This is a genomic window from Providencia sp. SP181 (genome assembly GCF_050446505.1).
Lineage (GTDB): Bacteria > Pseudomonadota > Gammaproteobacteria > Enterobacterales > Enterobacteriaceae > Providencia > Providencia vermicola.
This window is the reverse complement of the sequence record NZ_JBBPXM010000013.1, coordinates 1-18412: the sequence shown is the minus strand read 5'-3', so window position 1 is coordinate 18412 and position 18412 is coordinate 1. Positions and strand designations below refer to the sequence as shown.

The window sequence follows — 18412 nt, the reverse complement described above, 5'->3', positions numbered from 1 at the left end:
TTATTTTGGAATATGAGCGACTGGAAACGCTTGGGAATTAATTGGATTAATACGGAAAGGAATTTTGTACGCTGGAAATGTTTGGAATTGGTGACGTTGATTAACATCCGCGAGCATATCGAATAATAATTAGAACAAGCTGATATTTTATTGTTTGGAAAAAATCTTACTTTAATAAGAACAAATAAATAGATAGAGGAAGTATGGAACTTACATTTTTAGGAACCAGTGCAGGGGTGCCGACAAAAGAACGCAATGTCACCAGTATGATATTAAATTTGGTCGGCATTCGAAAAAGTTATTGGCTGTTTGACTGTGGCGAAGGGACACAGCACCGTATCCTTAATAGCCCATTTAAAGCACCAAAAATTGAGAAAATATTTATTACCCATTTGCACGGCGACCATATTTTTGGCTTACCAGGGCTTTTGTGCAGCCGTTCAATGGGCGGGGCAACGGAGCCATTGACACTGTATGGGCCAAAAGGGCTCAAGCAATATATTGAAACGGTGTTGTCTCTTAGTGTGTCTTATATGACTTATCCAATTGAAATTATTGAAATTGATGCGGGGCAGTTATTTGATGATGGCGAGTTGATTGTGACGGCTTACTCTCTTGATCACCGTGTAGAATGTTATGGTTATCGTATTGAAGAACACGCCAAAAGTGGGCCGTTAGATGCGAACAAATTGGCGAGTGATAACATTCCCCGTGGCCCATGGATGCAAGCGCTTAAAGCGGGTGAGACCATAACCCTTGAAGATGGTCGTGTGGTTAATGGTGCAGATTACCTTGGTGAACCTATCCCTGGTAAAGTTATCGCTATTTTTGGAGATACACAACCGACGCCACAGGCGTTTGAACTTGCTAGAAATGCGGATGTGATGGTGCATGAAACCACGTTGGAAGCAGCTTTTACAGAAAAAGCGAATGAGCGTGGGCACTCAACAACAGTGCAAGCGGCACAATTAGCCCGTGAAGCAGGGGTAAAGCGTTTTATTGCCACTCACTTGAGTGGGCGTTATATGAGCGAAGATATTCCAAGGTTATTAATGGAGTGCCAAGCTGAATTCGCGGAGACTCAAATTGCCGAAGATTATTTGACGGTGAAGATTTGATTTAGCGGGCAATGATAAGCCCGCCACCTATTTTTGACTCAGTAAATTACTTTCACAAATCCATTACGACAGTAAGTCTCATACTCATCGGAAAGCTGCCTGTTTGTGACTATCACATCAAATTGTGATAATTCCCCCATATTGGCGGTCGCCACTTCATCAAACAAGTTATAAGGTGCCAATAAAATTTTACGGATGGATTTTTCCATCGCTTTTTTCTTCATTGGTAAATCGTCAATATTATAACAGGTTACGCCATATGTGCTGTGGACGCCTGCGGCAGAAATAAAGGCCTTTTTGGGGTTAATGGAGTCAAGCAAGGAAGGGAGAGAAGGGTTGTAAAACGAGTCGCTTTTAGGGCGGTATTCACCACCGCATAATAAGGCGGTGGCGTTTTTTTTCTGGCTAAGGGCGAGAAAAACGTTATGGGAATAACAAATTCCCGTGAAACTGATTTCTTCTGGGATAAGGGAAATCAAGGTCGCCATCTCAATGCCATTATCGAAGAAAATAACGTCATCTTCTGTGACCATACTCGCCGCGAGATTAGGAATATAGAGTTCTTCGGTTTGATCTGGCGTGAAAACATCGGCTTGCTGCTCCTGGGCAACTAAATTTACAGGTTGGGTAACAGAAACAATGTAGCCACCAAGCAGTGACATCGGAATAGGGCCTTCTGCATCAGCGTTAAGGTCTCGGCGGATGGTCATTTCAGAGACTTCGAGTATCCTAGCGGCTTCTTTAAGATGAATGCGTCCTGAACGTTTCAAACATTCACTTAAGCGGCGAAGGCGTTCTTTTTGTTTAGTTTCTATCACCCTACAATCCTTTTATGATATACAAAATTGGCGCGGTTAAACCGCGCCCCATCACTTAGTAGTCACTCGGCTTTGTTGCCGTTCCTGTGACAATCGCAACACTGGCACTCGCACCAACTCGGTTTGCGCCCGCTTCAATCATTTTAATCGCAGTTTCACGGTCACGCACGCCACCAGAGGCTTTGACACCGATTTCGCTGCCAACGACTTTACGCATTAACGCAACATGGTGCTCAGTCGCCCCCATTGTACTGAAACCTGTTGAAGTTTTCACAAAACCGACGTTAATTGTGCGGCAAATTTCACAAACTTGTGTAATTTCTTCATCAGTTAACAGGCAATTTTCTAAAATGACTTTTAATGTTGCATTACCGCAGGCAGCAAATACGGCTTCAATATCTTTACGGACAAAGTCTAAATCGCCACTTTTTAACATGCCAACATTAATCACCATATCCACTTCATCCGCACCGCGGCGCACAGCTTCAGCTGCTTCAAAAGCTTTTGCTTCTGTTAAGCAAGCACCTAATGGGAAGCCTACCACACAGCAAACTTTTACATCGCTGTTTTTTAAAAGTTCATTGGCTAAAGGAACATAGCCTGTATTTACACATACGGAAGCAAAGTGGTGTTCAGCCGCTTCTGCACACAATTTTGTGATATCGCTGACAGTTGCGTTAGCAGCAAGTAAAGTGTGATCAATATATTTTGCTAAGTCTTGCATTTTCAACTTTCCTATATAAATGTGGGATAGACAACAAAGAATGAGGAAATGTGGTAGATGTAACACTTGATCATTCGTTATTCGAGATCCTAATCACAAATGATATTTTTGCAACATGATAATGTTACTATCATATCATTATGTGATTTATTTAACACGAGGGGCATCATGGATATAGCAGTTATTGGTTCAAACATGGTTGATTTGATCACTTACATTGATCAAATGCCAAAAGAAGGCGAAACGTTAGAAGCGCCCGCGTTCAAAATAGGTTGTGGTGGTAAAGGTGCGAATCAGGCGGTTGCCGCTGCTAAATTAAATTCAAAAGTGATTATGTTAACCAAAGTTGGAGATGACATTTTCGCAGATAATACCATTCGTAACCTTGAATCTTACGGTATTAACACCCGTTATGTTGAAAAAGTGCCTTGTACATCAAGCGGTGTTGCGCCGATTTTTGTTAATCAAAACTCATCAAACAGTATTCTGATCGTCAAAGGCGCCAACAAGTTCTTATCACCTGAAGATATCGACCGTGCAGCGGAAGATCTGAAGAAATGTAAGTTGATCGTTCTGCAATTAGAAGTGCAGTTAGAAACAGTTTATCACGCGATTTCATTTGGTAACACACATGGGATCCCTGTCCTGCTTAACCCAGCTCCTGCACAGCGCTCGCTTGATCTGGATTTTGCTTGTCGTTGTGATTTCTTTGTGCCGAATGAAACGGAATTAGAAATTTTAACCAATATGCCAGTCGACACGATGGATAACGTCCGCCGAGCAGCACAATCTCTGCTGGATAAAGGGTTAAAAAACCTCATTGTGACCTTAGGGGAAAAAGGCGCTTTGTGGATGACCCGCGATAGCGAGTTATACATACCGGCAATCAAAGTGAATGCCATCGATACAAGTGGTGCGGGAGATGCCTTTATTGGTTGTTTCTCTCATTATTATGTACACACGGGGAATATTGAAGAAGCACTGAAAAAAGCAGTGATGTTTTCTGCATTTAGTGTGACAGGGAAAGGGACTCAATCTTCTTATCCAAGTGTTGAGCAATTCAATGAATTTGTGCAAATCAACACCTCAAACGCATAGCTAAATAATAAAACTCAACGTAGCTGTATACCCTTTGACGTATTAATTCGCCATTAGAGCGGAATAGGAACTCCTAGGGTATAAATTATAAAAATATAAGGGTTACTATGAACATTAAGAACATCACTCAGTTACCTGATGGGTACCTGAGTCGGACTCCTCTATTCCAATTTATCCTACTATCGTGCTTATTCCCTTTGTGGGGATGCGCCGCAGCATTAAATGATATTTTAATTACCCAGTTCAAAAGTGTCTTTGAACTCAGTAACTTCGCATCAGCTTTAGTACAAAGTGCATTCTATGGCGGGTACTTTTTAATTGCGATCCCAGCCTCTTTAGTGATCAAAAAAACCAGTTATAAATATGCGATTATGGTGGGGTTAATTCTCTATATCGCAGGTTGCAGTATGTTTTTCCCTGCGTCCCATATGGCAACTTATACTATGTTCTTGGCGGCAATCTTCGCCATTGCGATTGGTTTAAGCTTCCTTGAAACTGCAGCGAACACTTACAGCTCAATGATTGGCCCTAAACAATACGCCACATTACGCTTAAATATCAGCCAAACATTCTACCCAATTGGTGCTGCGGGCGGGATCTTACTGGGTAAATATTTAGTCTTCTCCGAAGGGGATAGCTTACAAAGCCAGATGGCAGGCATGAATGCAGAACAAATTCATGAATTTCGCTTAGCGATGTTGGAAAACACCCTCGAACCTTACCGTTATATGATTATGGTATTGGTGGTGGTGATGATCCTCTTCCTCATTACTAAGTTCCCGAAATGTAAAGTGGCAGAAACCCAAGATCATAAACGCCCAACCGCATTAGAAACCTTAAGATATTTAGCAAAAAATAGCCGCTTTAGAAAAGGGATCATTGCCCAGTTTTTATATGTGGGTATGCAAGTTGCGGTTTGGTCATTCACTATCCGTTTAGCGCTGGAAATGGGCGATATTAACGAACGTGATGCCTCGAATTTCATGGTGTACAGCTTTGCGTGTTTCTTTATTGGTAAGTTTATCGCCAATATCTTAATGACTCGCTTTAATGCCGAAAAAGTCCTGATTATTTACTCGGTGATTGGTGCACTGTTCTTAATTTATGTTGCATTTATTCCTAGCTTCACCGCGGTCTATGCCGCCGTGATGGTGAGTATTCTGTTTGGGCCTTGCTGGGCAACAATTTATGCAGGCACATTGGATACAGTAGATAACGAACACACTGAAATGGCAGGGGCGGTGATTGTGATGGCAATTGTCGGTGCTGCTGTGGTGCCTGCCGTTCAAGGTTACGTGGCCGACGTATTACATTCCCTACAACTCTCTTTCTTAGTTTCAATGCTGTGCTTTGTGTATGTCGGTATTTATTTTGTTGGAGAACGCCGCTTTAAAGCGAAGCAAGAAGACAAATAATCTCTAGTTTGGGTAGTGAAAGCTACCCAATTTCCTTTATTAACCGTGAGTATGAAAATGAATACACAAATTCCTCTTCACAAAAGCGTATTTACGGAAAACCCGACGCTTATTCTTAAAAATGACCAATTCACCGCCACTGCATTTCGTTATCACACTGGCGTGGAAGGTTTACGTATTGAAAATCAACAAGGTTATCTAACGATTTTACCTTTTTTAGGGCAAATGGTTTGGGATGCCGAATTTTGTGGCCAAAATCTGAAAATGGAAAATATGTTTTCAGCGCCTAAATCGGTTCCTACAGTCATTGAAACCTATGGTTGTTTTGCTTTTCACTCAGGATTAATCAGTAATGGCTGCCCTTCACCAGAGGATAACCACCCATTGCATGGCGAAATGCCTTGCGCACCGATGGACAGCGCATGGCTAGAATTGACCGAAAACGGTTTAAAAATTTGCGGCGAATATGAGTATGTGATGGGGTTTGGCCACCATTACCGCGCAACACCTTCTGTAGAGTTAAAGGCAAATAGCGCACTGTTTGATATTCAAATGTCAGTCACCAATTTAGCATCGGTTCCTATGCCACTTCAATATATGTGCCATATGAATTATGCCTATGTGGATAATGCAACATTGACACAAAACGTGCCTGATAACGCAATTAAACTACGTGAATCGATACCTGGGCATGTTCACCCAACGGAAAAATGGCTTGAATTTAACGAGGCATTGAAATCGGGAGCCGTAAAGCTAAATCAGCTTAATCAGCCACAAATGTGTGACCCTGAAATTGTGTTCTTTATGGATAACCTGAGCCAATATACAGAAAACCCTGAGTTTAGAATGACTTCACCCGCAGGAGATACCTTTGTTACGCAATTTAAGTCCAGCGAATTGAATTATGCGACGCGTTGGATTTTATATAATGGCGACCAAAAAGTGGGGGCGTTTGTATTACCCGCCACTTGCCGCCCAGAAGGCTTTTTAGCCGCAAAAAATAACCAAACCTTAATTTGGTTAGCGGCAGGGGAAACGCGCCAGTTTACGGTTACCACCGGCGTGGAAAAATCGTGATTTTTTGACGACACCAGAGGCAGTGGTTAACTGCCTCATTCGTACTGCTGGCACTCTTCTGCTAAATCAGCAAGTAACATTGAGGCATCATAAGCATCATAATATGGTGCATTGGCCCCATTGGGTTTCATCATGATGGCAGCTTTAATATTCGCCTCATGCATATCAGGAAGGAGCTCTGTCATGAGTTGCTCAAGGGTCAGTTGCATTGGCGTAAAATGCGCCCACTGATGCACTAAACATAGCTCGACATAAGCTTTAGCCGGCCACAACGCAACAGCAATCCCGTTTTCCTGATCCCTGAGGGTGACGAAGTTTTGCCCATCACTTACTGTCCATACTTGTTCCCAGTCAGCGACCTTACCGACAAAATAGCGGTACTTTTGGTATGGGCCAAGGGCATGAACATTTTGTATTTCTTTATCATTAGGGGAAAATGAGTTGTTATTCATGATTGGATAATCTAAAAGGTAATTGATAATTAGTGGGAAAATTATATTTATAATTGTTATCTTAATAACAAGATAACTTAACATCATACACAGTAAAACACATAAAAATAATATCTATCAGGTAAATTTTAGGGCGGTTAGAAATGATAGAAGCATTACTTGAAAAGTACGCCATTGGGATGACATTGATTGCGGTGTGTCTTGCCGTCTATTTAGCTTTTGAGGTTTTTCATAAGCGGCGTAAACACAAACATAAACATAAAAGCATCCTGATCCATGTTATTCAAACCATTGTGCTTTGTGGCATTGTGATCGTGGCGGCACAATATGTGGATATGGCCGCGGCTGATTTTGATTTGAATTTTATTTCCACACCGCTGGTCAATTTTATCACGATCGCATTAATTGCTTTGATTTTAATGCGAAAATTGTTTCAACTTGCCAATCGGTTAGAGAAGACACAAATCAAAAAGGGCAGTGATCCAACTTCGGCTCGTATTGTGGCCCGGGTGTTTAAAACCACGGTATTTGTCGTTATGGTACTGTTGTTTGGTGAACACTTTGGTATGAGCCTATCAGGGCTGATGGCCTTTGGTGGCATCGGTGGTATTGCCATCGGTATGGCGGGTAAGGATATCCTGAGTAATTTTTTCTCAGGGTTGATGCTGTATTTTGACCGCCCATTTAATATTGGGGATTGGGTGAGTTCACCCGATAGAAATATTGAAGGTACGGTAGTGGAAATTGGTTGGCGGATCACCAAGATCATCACCTTTGACCATCGGCCATTGTATATCCCCAACTCGGTATTTTCGTCCATTAGTGTGGAAAACCCTGGGCGCATGACCAACCGGCGGATCAAAACGGAAATCGGCTTACGTTACGAAGATTCCGATAAAATTGGTGCGATCGTCGACGATATTCGCACAATGCTACAGCAAGATGAAAACATTGATACCAGCCAAACGCTGCTGGTGTATTTTGATGCGTTTGCGGATTCGTCGTTAAATATTATGGTGTACTGCTTTACCAAAACCACGGTTTGGGCAGAGTGGTTAGCGGCGCAACAGGACGTCTATTTAAAGATCATTGAGATTGTTAAGCGCCACGGTGCAGACTTCGCCTTCCCATCACAAACATTGTATGTGGAAAAAAACCACTAACGTCCCATACAGGATAAATTGACCGACTGATTTCATAGATTTCTGCTATTAGTTGGTCATTTTATCTATAAATTTTAATTTATCTGATTTTATATTTTGGTTAAGGTGTCGAGTAGCATGAATATTTTTATGCTATTAACCAGTGACTTATAAAAAACATTCGACTCCACTCATTTCCCGCTTTTTTACCGCAGTGCAAATCATTTCAATTCCCTGATCTATCAAGTATATTGACCGCCTCTTTTCCTCAGCTAACTAAGAGCCAGACTGCTATGAACAAAATCAATGTGGCATGTAGCCAGGGGGTTGCAATCTATTTCACTAACCAATTTCAGTGGGTAGATGTTCGCGATGCACAGTTAAACAATATTGCTGCGGTAGTGCTATCTGAACAAGATGCTGACCAAGGGCTGTGGGAAAGGATAGCTCAGAGTAAATTGAGTATTCCGCTGTTTATCATCAGTGATAAACAGCTACCAACAAATGAGAGTTTACCGCCATACATCACGGCATTATTACCACCAACGCCATCGGAGCGCGAAGAAAATAGCCGCCAATTACTTGATGCTGCAAACCAGTATCTTGAGCAGTTATTACCGCCATTTTTTGCCCGAATGATGGATTATGCTGCGGGTCATAATGTCACTTTTGCCTGTCCGGGGCACCAAGGCGGGCAATTTTTCCGTCGCCACCCTACGGGGGAGCAATTTTACCAATTTTATGGTGAAAACCTGTTTCGTACCGATTTATGTAATGCGGATGTGGCAATGGGGGATTTGCTGATCCATGAAGGGGCAGCCAAGGAAGCCCAAAAATTTGCCGCTAAAGTCTTCAATGCGGATAAAACCTATTTTGTGTTAAATGGCACGTCATCCTCCAATAAAGTGGTGCTAAATGCATTATTAACACCTGGTGATTTGGTGTTATTCGATCGCAACAACCATAAATCCAACCACCACGGTGCATTAATTCAAGCGGGTGCTACCCCCGTTTATTTAGAGACGGCGCGTAACCCGTTTGGCTTTATTGGTGGTATTGATGCCCATTGCTTTGAAGAGCGTTATTTACGTGAGTTAATCCAAGATGTGATGCCTGAAAAAACGCAACAAACGCGCCCTTTTCGCTTGGCGGTGATCCAACTCGGTACTTACGACGGCACCGTGTATAACGCAAGGCAAGTGGTCGATAAAATAGGCCACTTATGTGACTATATTTTATTCGACTCGGCGTGGGTGGGTTATGAACAGTTCATCCCGATGATGCGCCAGTGTTCCCCTTTGTTGCTTGAATTAAATGAAAGCGACCCAGGCATTATGGTCACTCAGTCAGTGCACAAGCAACTGGCGGGGTTTTCACAAGCGTCACAAATTCATAAAAAAGATAACCATATCAAAGGACAAGAACGTTTTGTTTCCCATAAGAAACTGAATAATGCCTTTATGATGCACGCCTCTACTAGCCCATTTTATCCCTTATTTGCCTCGTTAGATGTTAATGCACGCATTCACCAAGGTGCAGCGGGTGAAATGATGTGGATGGACTGCGTTAAAATGGGGGTTGAAGTGCGAAAATCGATCCTTCAGCACTGCCGCTATTTTAAGCCTTTTGTTCCTGAAACCGTAGATGGCAAGTTATGGCATGAATACCCCACCGAACAGATTGCCTCTGAGCAACGGTTCTTTAATTTTATACCACAAGAGCGTTGGCATGCCTTTGACGGCTATGCGGCGGCCCAATACTTTGTAGACCCTTGTAAGCTGATGCTAACGACGCCAGGTATTGATGTCGAAAGTGGGGAATATGAGTCGTTTGGCGTACCTGCAACTATTTTGGCGCATTTTTTACGTGAACACGGTGTGATCCCTGAAAAATGTGACTTAAACTCGATTTTATTTTTATTAACCCCTGCAGAAACGACGGAAAAACTCGCACTGTTAGTATCTCATTTAGTACGCTTTGAACAATTATTGGATGAAGATGCGTTATTAGAAGATGTACTTCCATCAGTATACCAGCGCTACCAAGAGCATTATCAAGGTTATACATTGCGTCGTTTATGCCAAGAAATGCATCAATTGAGCGTTAATGACAATATCAAGCAGTTGCAAAAAGAGATGTTCCGCAAGGCGCATTTCCCTGAAGTCAAAATGAACCCACAACAAGCGCATTTAGAATTTATTCGTGGCAATTGTGAGCTATTGCCATTGGATGAACTCGAAGGGCGCATTGCGGTAGAGGGCGCTTTGCCATATCCACCTGGCGTCTTATGTGTTGTGCCTGGGGAGGTGTGGTCAGGCCCTGTGCTGCGTTATTTCAAAGCTCTTGAAGCGGGGATTAATGCGTTACCAGGCTTCGCACCAGAGCTGCAAGGCGTGTATATTTCGAAAAATGAAGGCGAGAAAAAACGTGTCTATGCGCATGTTTTAAAATAATTTCCTTCGTATTCAGACTTTAAGCGTAGATTTTGCCTTATCGGGTCGTTACATTGGAGTCAGAGCCATCTCTGACTCCAAATTTATAAGGTAAGGTATGAGCAAAAAAATCATTCTTGATTGTGACCCTGGTCATGATGATGCTATCGCATTATTACTGGCTTACGGTAACCCAGATATCGATTTATTGGCTGTAACAACCGTTGCAGGTAACCAAACCCTTGAAAAAGTGACTCGTAATGCACTGGCAATCGCTGAAATGGCGAAGATCACGGGTATTCCATTTGCTGCGGGTTCGATTCGCCCATTAGTTCGTGGCATTGAGGTTGCACCTGATATTCACGGCGATTCAGGGCTTGATGGGCCTGTATTACCCACGCCAACTTTACAGCTTGATGAAAGACATGCTGTTTTATTGATTATTGACACCATCATGTCCCAACCACCGAAAACCGTCACATTAGTTCCGACAGGTGCGCTGACAAACATTGCCCTTGCTGCTCGTCTTGAGCCACGTATTGTTGAGCGGGTGAAAGAGGTGGTTTTGATGGGAGGTGGCTACCATGTCGGTAATTGGAGTGCGGTGGCGGAGTTTAATATCAAAATTGATCCTGAAGCGGCACATATTGTCTTTAATGAAAAATGGCCATTAACGATGGTTGGGCTAGACTTGACCCATCAAGCATTGGCAACACCTGAAATCGTAAACGAAATTGCTGCGATTGGTACCGATTGTTCGCAATTTGTCGTTGAACTACTGGATTTTTTCGGCAAGATGTATAAGCAAGCTCAAAACTTTGATGCCCCACCTGTTCATGACCCTTGTGCAGTCGCTTATGTGATTGACCCTTCAGTAATGACCACGCAAAAAGTCCCTGTGGATATCGAACTTACTGGTTCACTCACACTTGGCATGACCGTTGCTGATTTCCGCCATCCTGCTCCAGCGGATTGCCACACACAGGTCGCCGTGAAGCTAGACCACCATAAATTTTGGCAGCTGATTATCAACGCATTGAAAAATATTGGGTAATAAATGAGTAATAACTTGGAACAAATGCCTTATGAGGCATTAATTGAACGCAGTATGAATGCCTTACAAGCTAAAAACCAATTCCATTGCGATACGTGGAAGTTAGATGAGGCAGACTGGTCAGTCAATCAAGACGAAGGCACCATTATTTTTCATGCGCCAGACAATATAGTGGCAACCGCACCGGTACAAATTGTTGGTACCTATGACCAAAGCCAAGGGAGTTGGATGTGGGGCTGGGCAAACAGTTCTATTGACAGCGCATTAACACAAGATGCGATTGCGGTGAAAGCCTATGGTGAACGCAAAGACAACGCATTATTAACAGCGCGGGTCAGCCAAATCGAAGAATATGACGCATGGCAATTAACCGCGCTGGCCTGTGAGCTTAACAACCAGCAAGGGGTATACCGTGGCATTGCGGGGCATACGCTGATCTTCATGACATTTGGTAACGTTTCTCTGCAACAAGTTTAATGGTTAACTCGGTGCTTTATCTGTTGGTTGATAAGGCACTTTAGCCCTCTTTTTTCCATAACCTACCCGTTATACTCAGTTTTTTCAGTCAGGAGCCAGCGCATGTTAGATATTGCACTCGAAGCCGCTAACTTAGTCAAAACCATGACAGTAGAGGCATTTCAAGGTTCGGGCAAATTTGATTATAAACCCGATCGTTCTGTGGTCACGGAAACGGATATCCGCGTTGAAGAAACTATCAGAGCGCTTTTTGCCCAGCGTACCCCGAATATTGCTGTTTTAGGTGAAGAGTTTGGCTTTGCCGGTGAGCAAAAATTTAGCTCGGGTTGGGTGATTGACCCGGTCGATGGCACCCGTGCCTTTATTTATGGTGTGCCATTATTTAGTACCTTAATCGCTTATGTGGAAAATGGGGAACCATTACTCAGTGTGATCAGCTTTCCTGCCATATCTACTCTCTACTGGGCTTCGCAAGGGGAAGGCTGCTGGACGCAAACCGCAGGGCAGGCACCAAGGCAACTGAAATTGGGTAGTCAATCGCCTAAATTATTATCAGAAGCAGTGGTAAGCGCATCTGGTATTCACAGTAGTAATTATAACCCGCGAGAAGGGGCTCATATTTATCATCTTGATGCCGTCGTCAGCCAAGCGAGGGACTTTATTTTTGCTAATGATGCTTATCAACATGCCATGGTGGCCAGTGGGCGTATTCACGCTGCGATTGATACCATCATGAAACCATGGGATAGCGCGGCACTGATTCCGTGTATCCGAGAGGCTGGCGGTGAGGTGTGTGCGCTAGATGGCAAACGGCAGCAAGCCATGTTTGCGGGGAGCTTGCTATCAACCGCCACACCAGAATTGGCCGAACACATTATTGAATTGATGAATAGTTGAAGATGAGCGCGTGAAGATAAGTATCCTCACGCGGTTTAATCGTGGTGAATTAGCTAAAATCAAAATGCAAACGCAGCTTTTTGCAATGTAAACAACGGAATAAGTAACCTTGGGCATCGCTATCTTGGTGGAGAATATTTTCCAGTTCTGAGATTGAAAAACCATATTCAGCGATATCATTTTCAAGGGAAACAAATTCATCCAGCCTATCTTTGATGTCATCCCAACAAACATAGCCTATAAATTCACAGGATTCTTGGCAGTGTGCGAGCCAAATTTCTTGCTGCCATCCACGATACCCCGGTGTTCGTTTAATCAGCTCATCAAACTTTTCAGTCGGATAGGGGTTTATGGTTTGTAAAAACTCGCCGTCGTCATCATATTCACAATCAATACCTTCAACACTGGCCGCGTCTTGAAATTCCCCGTCAAATTTTGCACTCGCAGAGCCATCAGCAATACACCATGGGCAAAGTGCTTCAATATCATCAATAGAATAAAACGGGCTTTCATAGTAAATATCAGTAGGTTGCTGACAGCAATCACAGTTTACTGTTTTATCTGTCAGAAATGCTTCTGTTTCAATTGGGTTTGGATGGTATTTAAACTTAGGGAGTGTTCGGTTATTGAGCGCCATATACAGTTCCTAATAAAGGTTGCACCGGAAGTAAGCCAACGAGTGGGAAAGAATATCACAAGGCCGTTTGATTATGTTTCTCGGTTTTATTGCATAGGCGGGTTTCAGATAAATCAAAACATTCAATTAATTTGAATGAGTCGAGCGATATTATTAGATTTAACCTAAATGTCATTACCGCTATGATACCTTCATCGCAGACAACAAGGGTTGTCTCATCGTATACACAGTGAAGGAATTAGATTATGAACATATTAAAAACTTTGATGGCAGCTTCAGTATTATCTATGGTCGCATTTGGTGCATCAGCAGCAACAATCACTGCAACAGGCGATACACTGGCTTCAACCGAAGCGATGATTGCCGCTAAAGCCAAAGCAGCGGGTGCAGACAGCTACACAATTACCAGTGCGCGTATGGGTAACTTTGTCACAATGAGCGCAGAAACTAAATAATGAATTGTGTGAGTTTCTCTTATTGAAATATTTTTGATGAAAAGTGGTGTTTATGAGGCTGTAAGTAGATTCAATGCCACTTTTTATCTGATAATTGAGGAGTCGTTGAGATGAGTTTTAAATATAACCGCCTAGATAAAGATAATGCAGCTGTATTACTTGTTGATCATCAAACGGGTTTGTTATCGTTAGTTCGTGACCAAGATCCAGATAAATTCAAGAATAGCGTGTTAGCACTTGCCGATCTGGCAAAGTATTTTAACTTACCAACTATTTTGACGACATCTTTTGAAGATGGCCCTAATGGCCCGTTAGTCCCTGAATTAAAAGAAACCTTTCCTAATGCCCCTTTTATTGCCCGCCCTGGCCAAATTAACGCGTGGGATAACGAAGAGTTCGTAAAAGCTGTCAAAGCCACAGGTAAAAAACAGCTAATTATTGCGGGTGTTGTGACAGAAGTGTGCGTGGCATTTCCTGCACTATCTGCACTGGAAGAAGGCTATGAAGTTTTTGTTATCACTGATGCCTCAGGTACATTTAACCCCATTACACGTGACGCCGCGTGGGATAGAATGTCAAAAGCAGGTGCTCAACTGATGAGCTGGTTTGGTGCTGCTTGTGAATTACACCGTGATTGGCGTAATGACGTGGAAGGTTTAGGAACGCTATTCTCAAACCATATCCCAGATTATCGTAATCTGATGACCAGCTATGCATTGCTTTCAGGGAAAAAATAGCCTTTATTTTAACCTGATGATAAATTTATCAGCCCTCAGTGCCAAAACGGTATTGAGGGTTTTTTGCTCATCAAAAACGATAGTTAGCCATCACACAAAGTGACCGCTATGGTATACTCGCTCATTATTTTTTCTTAGCTCTTTATTTTTGAGCTATTCCATTGATTTTATAAAGCAAGTAAATAATGCATCAAAATACACCAAAACAAGGCTATCAAAATTTAAACCGCTTTTCTGTTGCGCCTATGCTCGATTGGACTGATCGTCATTGTCGCTATTTCCATCGTTTGTTAAGTAAAAATACCTTGCTGTACACTGAAATGGTGACAACTGGGGCGATCATCTACGGAAAAGGAAATTACCTTGCGTTTAGTGAAGAAGAGCACCCTGTTTCGTTGCAACTAGGTGGTAGCGACCCTGCAGCGTTAGCCCAATGTGCTAAATTGGCCGAAGAACGCGGTTATGATGAAATAAACTTAAATGTGGGTTGCCCATCTGACCGTGTACAAAATGGCCGTTTTGGAGCTTGTCTGATGGGGGATGCGCAGTTGGTGGCGGATTGTATAAAAGCGATGCAAGACGTGGTATCCATCCCAGTTACGGTCAAAACTCGAATTGGTATTGATGAGCAAGATAGCTACGAATTTTTGTGTGATTTTATCGAAACAGTCTCTACCAAGGGCGGCTGTGAAATGTTTATTATTCATGCACGTAAGGCATGGTTGTCAGGGTTGAGCCCGAAAGAAAACCGTGAAATTCCACCTTTAGATTACCCGCGAGTATACCAGTTAAAGCGTGATTTTCCGCATTTGACCATGGCAATTAATGGGGGCATCAAAACGTTGGAAGAAGCTAAACAGCATCTGCAACATTTAGATGGTGTTATGGTGGGGCGTGAAGCATACCAGAACCCATCAATTTTAACGGCGGTAGATAACCAACTGTTTGGTGAACATTTTTCCGTGACAAATGGTGTTGATGCGGTGAGAGCCATGTACCCTTACATCGAAAAAGAGTTGTCGAAGGGCGCTTATTTGGGCCATATGACTCGCCATATGTTAGGGATTTTCCAAGGGATCCCCGGGGCACGCCAGTGGCGCCGTCATTTAAGTGAAAATGCCCACAAGAAAGGGGCGGACTTAGCGGTTGTCGAGCAAGCACTGGAATTTGTGACTCGCGGTGAATAACTGGCGAGTAAACACCAAAAAAGCGCCAAGTGGCGCTTTTTGCATGTTGGGTGGCTTATTACGGAATTAATAAACTCGACCCTTGGGTTTTTCTCGACTCAATCGTAGTATGCGCTTTTTGGGCATCTTTTAGTGCAAAAATTTGCGATTGCGGAACATCCACATTCACTTTTCCACTTAAAATCATCTCAAATAACGCATTGCTAGCTTGGTCTAATTCAGCACGGTTAGTGACATAAACCCCTAAAGAAGGACGTGTGACATATAACCCTCCTTTTTGGTTTAAAATCCCTAAATTCACCCCAGTTACAGGGCCTGATGCATTACCAAAGCTGACCATCAAGCCGCGGCGTTTCAGTGAATCTAAAGAAGCAAGCCATGTGGATTGCCCCACAGAGTCATAAGCCACACTGACTTTTTCACCCTGAGTGATCGCTTTAACGCGTGCAGCGATGTCTTCGGTTTGGTAGTTAATCACCTCCCATGCACCCGCGTCTTTTGCACGCAGTGCTTTATCCGCAGAGCCCACGGTACCAATCATTTTGGCACCCAGTGCTTTTGCCCATTGGCAGGCAATTAGGCCTACGCCACCTGCGGCAGCATGGAATAAAAACACTTCATCACGCTTAAGTTGATACGTTTGATGGAATAAATAATATACCGTCATTCCTTTGAGTGAACTCGCTGCGGCTTGTTCAAAGGTAATGCCATCAGGTAAATGAGCAACAGCGTGTTCAGGTACATTGTGCACTTCGCTGTAGGCACCCAGCGGGCCTTGGGCGTACACCACGCGGTCTCCAGGTTTGAAACCTATGACGTGGGCACCTGTTTTAACGACGACACCAGCGGCTTCAGTTCCGAGACCACTTGGCAGTTTAGCGACAGGGTAAAGGCCACTGCGAACGTAGGTGTCGATAAAATTAATGCCGATTGCGCGGTTTTCGATTTGAATTTCGTTATCAGCAGGTGCGGTTGGGGAATAATCTACAAAGTTTAGAACGTCAGCGCCGCCATGTTGCGCGAACTCGATACGTTTTGCCATGACAATCTCCAATAAGAACCATTTAGTTTTGTTTACAATATCAATCGTTTTACTATAACGCCATGTTTCAATCAGAAGAATTATTGGTTTGTGCTTTTTGTTGAAAACGTTAGCAGGCAATTCTCTTGCCTGAGGGCGTAAAGAAAGCCACAACAAAAATCAGATTGGCGTATACTAGAAGCTGTTCGTTAATTATAGACTTGGATGCAAATGTATGGCTAAAAAACCCTCATCGAATTTTAAAACAGATGCCCCTCGGGATCACCAAATGGAAGGTTTGAAACTTCCACCGCACTCTCTTGAGGCGGAGCAATCTGTTTTAGGCGGTTTGATGTTGGATAACGAACGTTGGGATACTGTCTCTGAACGGGTCACACACGCTGATTTTTTTAGCCGCCCTCACCGCACGATTTTCTCGCAGATGCAATTATTGCTAGAGCGGGGCAAGCCTATCGACTTAATTACCCTGTCCGAATCCTTAGAGCAAGAAGGTGAGCTTGATAGCGTAGGGGGCTTTGCCTACTTAGCTGAATTATCCAAAAATACGCCAAGTGCGGCGAACATTAATGCTTATGCAGACATCGTTCGCGAACGTGCTGTTGTGCGTGACATGATTTCTGTTGCCAATGAAATTGCAGATGCGGGTTACGACCCACAAGGGCGTAGCAGTGAAGATTTGTTGGATTTAGCGGAAAGCAAAGTTTTCCAAATCGCAGAATCCCGAGCGAACAAAGATGAAGGGCCAAAAGGCATTGAAGCTATTTTGTCCGAAACCGTCGAAAAAATTGAGCAGCTTTACCAGCAACCTCATGATGGGGTAACGGGGGTTTCTACAGGTTATCAAGACCTTGATAAGAAAACTGCAGGGTTACAAGGTTCAGATTTAATTATCGTGGCAGCGCGTCCATCGATGGGTAAAACTACCTTTGCGATGAACTTGTGTGAAAATGCGGCGATGACAGAAGAAAAGCCAGTGCTTATTTTCAGCTTGGAGATGCCAGGTAACCAGATCATGATGCGTATGCTTGCGTCACTTTCTCGCGTTGACCAAACGCGTATTCGTACCGGCCAATTGGACGATGAGGATTGGGCGCGTATTTCCAGCACGATGGGGATTTTGATGGAAAAGCGCAACATGTACATTGATGACTCATCTGGCTTGACGCCTACAGAGGTACGCTCCCGTGCGAGGCGTATTTACCGTGAACATGGTGGTTTAAGCCTGATCATGATTGACTACCTTCAGTTAATGCGTGTTCCTTCGCTTTCTGATAACCGTACTCTTGAAATTGCCGAGATTTCTCGCTCGCTAAAAGCCTTAGCGAAAGAGCTTAATGTGCCTGTGGTGGCATTATCACAGTTGAACCGTAGCCTTGAGCAACGTGCGGATAAACGCCCCGTTAACTCCGACTTACGTGAGTCGGGGTCTATTGAGCAGGATGCGGACTTAATCATGTTCATCTACCGCGACGAGGTTTACCACGATAACAGCGAGCTTAAAGGGGTTGCGGAGATTATTTTAGGTAAGCAGCGTAACGGGCCAATTGGTACGGTGCGGTTGACGTTTAATGGGCAGTGGTCGCGCTTTGACAACTATGCGGGGCCTGCGTATAACGACGAAGACTAAATACTCGTCATAAATACTCGTCA

18 protein-coding genes are annotated in these 18412 nt (G+C 43.4%); 13 read left to right on the top strand and 5 right to left on the bottom strand.

Annotated elements, in window-relative coordinates:
- The first annotated feature begins 203 nt into the window (after positions 1–203).
- The gene (gene rnz, locus AABS66_RS17760) at positions 204–1118 is read left to right on the top strand and encodes a ribonuclease Z (RefSeq protein ID WP_430225240.1); all 915 of its coding nucleotides are present in this window, start codon (positions 204–206) and stop codon (positions 1116–1118) included.
- A 38-nt stretch (positions 1119–1156) separates the two neighbouring features.
- On the opposite strand, the gene deoR is transcribed toward rnz, so the two are convergent.
- Entirely contained in the window at positions 1157–1936 is a 780-nt protein-coding gene (gene deoR / locus AABS66_RS17755; protein ID WP_272539583.1) for a DNA-binding transcriptional repressor DeoR, read from the bottom strand.
- Positions 1937–1991: 55 nt separating this feature from the next.
- Complete coding sequence (gene deoC / locus AABS66_RS17750; RefSeq protein ID WP_206086302.1) at positions 1992–2660, bottom strand: deoxyribose-phosphate aldolase; 669 nt, start codon at positions 2658–2660, stop codon at positions 1992–1994.
- Positions 2661–2828: 168 nt separating this feature from the next.
- On the opposite strand from deoC, the gene rbsK reads away from it, so the two are divergent.
- The 3 genes from rbsK to AABS66_RS17735 all read left to right on the top strand — a co-directional run bounded on the left by rbsK (position 2829) and on the right by AABS66_RS17735 (position 6250).
- On the top strand, positions 2829–3758 hold the full coding sequence (gene rbsK, locus AABS66_RS17745) for a ribokinase (RefSeq protein ID WP_430225239.1): 930 nt from the start codon (positions 2829–2831) through the stop codon (positions 3756–3758).
- Between the two features lie 107 nt (positions 3759–3865).
- Complete coding sequence (fucP, locus tag AABS66_RS17740) at positions 3866–5173, top strand: L-fucose:H+ symporter permease (protein WP_430225238.1); 1308 nt, start codon at positions 3866–3868, stop codon at positions 5171–5173.
- A 57-nt stretch (positions 5174–5230) separates the two neighbouring features.
- Positions 5231–6250: an aldose 1-epimerase family protein gene (locus AABS66_RS17735; RefSeq protein ID WP_430225237.1), complete on the top strand. Its 1020-nt coding sequence runs from the start codon at positions 5231–5233 to the stop codon at positions 6248–6250.
- A 35-nt stretch (positions 6251–6285) separates the two neighbouring features.
- Here AABS66_RS17735 and AABS66_RS17730 read toward each other — a convergent pair whose 3' ends face one another.
- The gene (locus AABS66_RS17730; RefSeq protein WP_206086306.1) at positions 6286–6702 is read right to left on the bottom strand and encodes a DUF2750 domain-containing protein; all 417 of its coding nucleotides are present in this window, start codon (positions 6700–6702) and stop codon (positions 6286–6288) included.
- A 143-nt stretch (positions 6703–6845) separates the two neighbouring features.
- Between AABS66_RS17730 and AABS66_RS17725 the strand changes: the two genes are divergently transcribed.
- The 5 genes from AABS66_RS17725 to AABS66_RS17705 all read left to right on the top strand — a co-directional run bounded on the left by AABS66_RS17725 (position 6846) and on the right by AABS66_RS17705 (position 12704).
- Positions 6846–7865 carry a mechanosensitive ion channel family protein gene (locus AABS66_RS17725; RefSeq protein WP_430225236.1) on the top strand — a complete coding sequence of 340 codons (1020 nt, stop codon included), beginning with the start codon at positions 6846–6848 and terminating at the stop codon, positions 7863–7865.
- 272 nt (positions 7866–8137) lie between these two features.
- Positions 8138–10297, top strand: coding sequence for an ornithine decarboxylase (locus tag AABS66_RS17720; protein WP_430225235.1), 2160 nt, complete (start codon positions 8138–8140; stop codon positions 10295–10297).
- 97 nt (positions 10298–10394) lie between these two features.
- Positions 10395–11330, top strand: coding sequence for a nucleoside hydrolase (locus AABS66_RS17715; RefSeq protein WP_430225234.1), 936 nt, complete (start codon positions 10395–10397; stop codon positions 11328–11330).
- Between the two features lie 3 nt (positions 11331–11333).
- Complete coding sequence (locus AABS66_RS17710; RefSeq protein ID WP_272574139.1) at positions 11334–11807, top strand: DUF6882 domain-containing protein; 474 nt, start codon at positions 11334–11336, stop codon at positions 11805–11807.
- 102 nt (positions 11808–11909) lie between these two features.
- On the top strand, positions 11910–12704 hold the full coding sequence (locus AABS66_RS17705; RefSeq protein ID WP_430225233.1) for an inositol monophosphatase family protein: 795 nt from the start codon (positions 11910–11912) through the stop codon (positions 12702–12704).
- Between the two features lie 49 nt (positions 12705–12753).
- Here AABS66_RS17705 and cbrC read toward each other — a convergent pair whose 3' ends face one another.
- The gene (gene cbrC / locus AABS66_RS17700; RefSeq protein WP_430225232.1) at positions 12754–13341 is read right to left on the bottom strand and encodes a PF03691 family colicin E2 tolerance protein CbrC; all 588 of its coding nucleotides are present in this window, start codon (positions 13339–13341) and stop codon (positions 12754–12756) included.
- Positions 13342–13586: 245 nt separating this feature from the next.
- Between cbrC and AABS66_RS17695 the strand changes: the two genes are divergently transcribed.
- The 3 genes from AABS66_RS17695 to dusA all read left to right on the top strand — a co-directional run bounded on the left by AABS66_RS17695 (position 13587) and on the right by dusA (position 15720).
- Positions 13587–13796, top strand: coding sequence for a YdgH/BhsA/McbA-like domain containing protein (locus tag AABS66_RS17695; protein WP_206086313.1), 210 nt, complete (start codon positions 13587–13589; stop codon positions 13794–13796).
- A 110-nt stretch (positions 13797–13906) separates the two neighbouring features.
- Complete coding sequence (gene ycaC / locus AABS66_RS17690) at positions 13907–14533, top strand: isochorismate family cysteine hydrolase YcaC (protein ID WP_375083940.1); 627 nt, start codon at positions 13907–13909, stop codon at positions 14531–14533.
- A 185-nt stretch (positions 14534–14718) separates the two neighbouring features.
- Positions 14719–15720: a tRNA dihydrouridine(20/20a) synthase DusA gene (gene dusA, locus AABS66_RS17685; protein ID WP_430225231.1), complete on the top strand. Its 1002-nt coding sequence runs from the start codon at positions 14719–14721 to the stop codon at positions 15718–15720.
- Positions 15721–15778: 58 nt separating this feature from the next.
- On the opposite strand, the gene AABS66_RS17680 is transcribed toward dusA, so the two are convergent.
- Positions 15779–16762, bottom strand: a complete 984-nt coding sequence (locus AABS66_RS17680) for a quinone oxidoreductase (protein ID WP_430225230.1) — start codon at positions 16760–16762, stop codon at positions 15779–15781.
- Positions 16763–16976: 214 nt separating this feature from the next.
- On the opposite strand from AABS66_RS17680, the gene dnaB reads away from it, so the two are divergent.
- Positions 16977–18389, top strand: coding sequence for a replicative DNA helicase (dnaB, locus tag AABS66_RS17675; RefSeq protein WP_206086317.1), 1413 nt, complete (start codon positions 16977–16979; stop codon positions 18387–18389).
- The last annotated feature ends 23 nt before the right edge of the window (positions 18390–18412 follow it).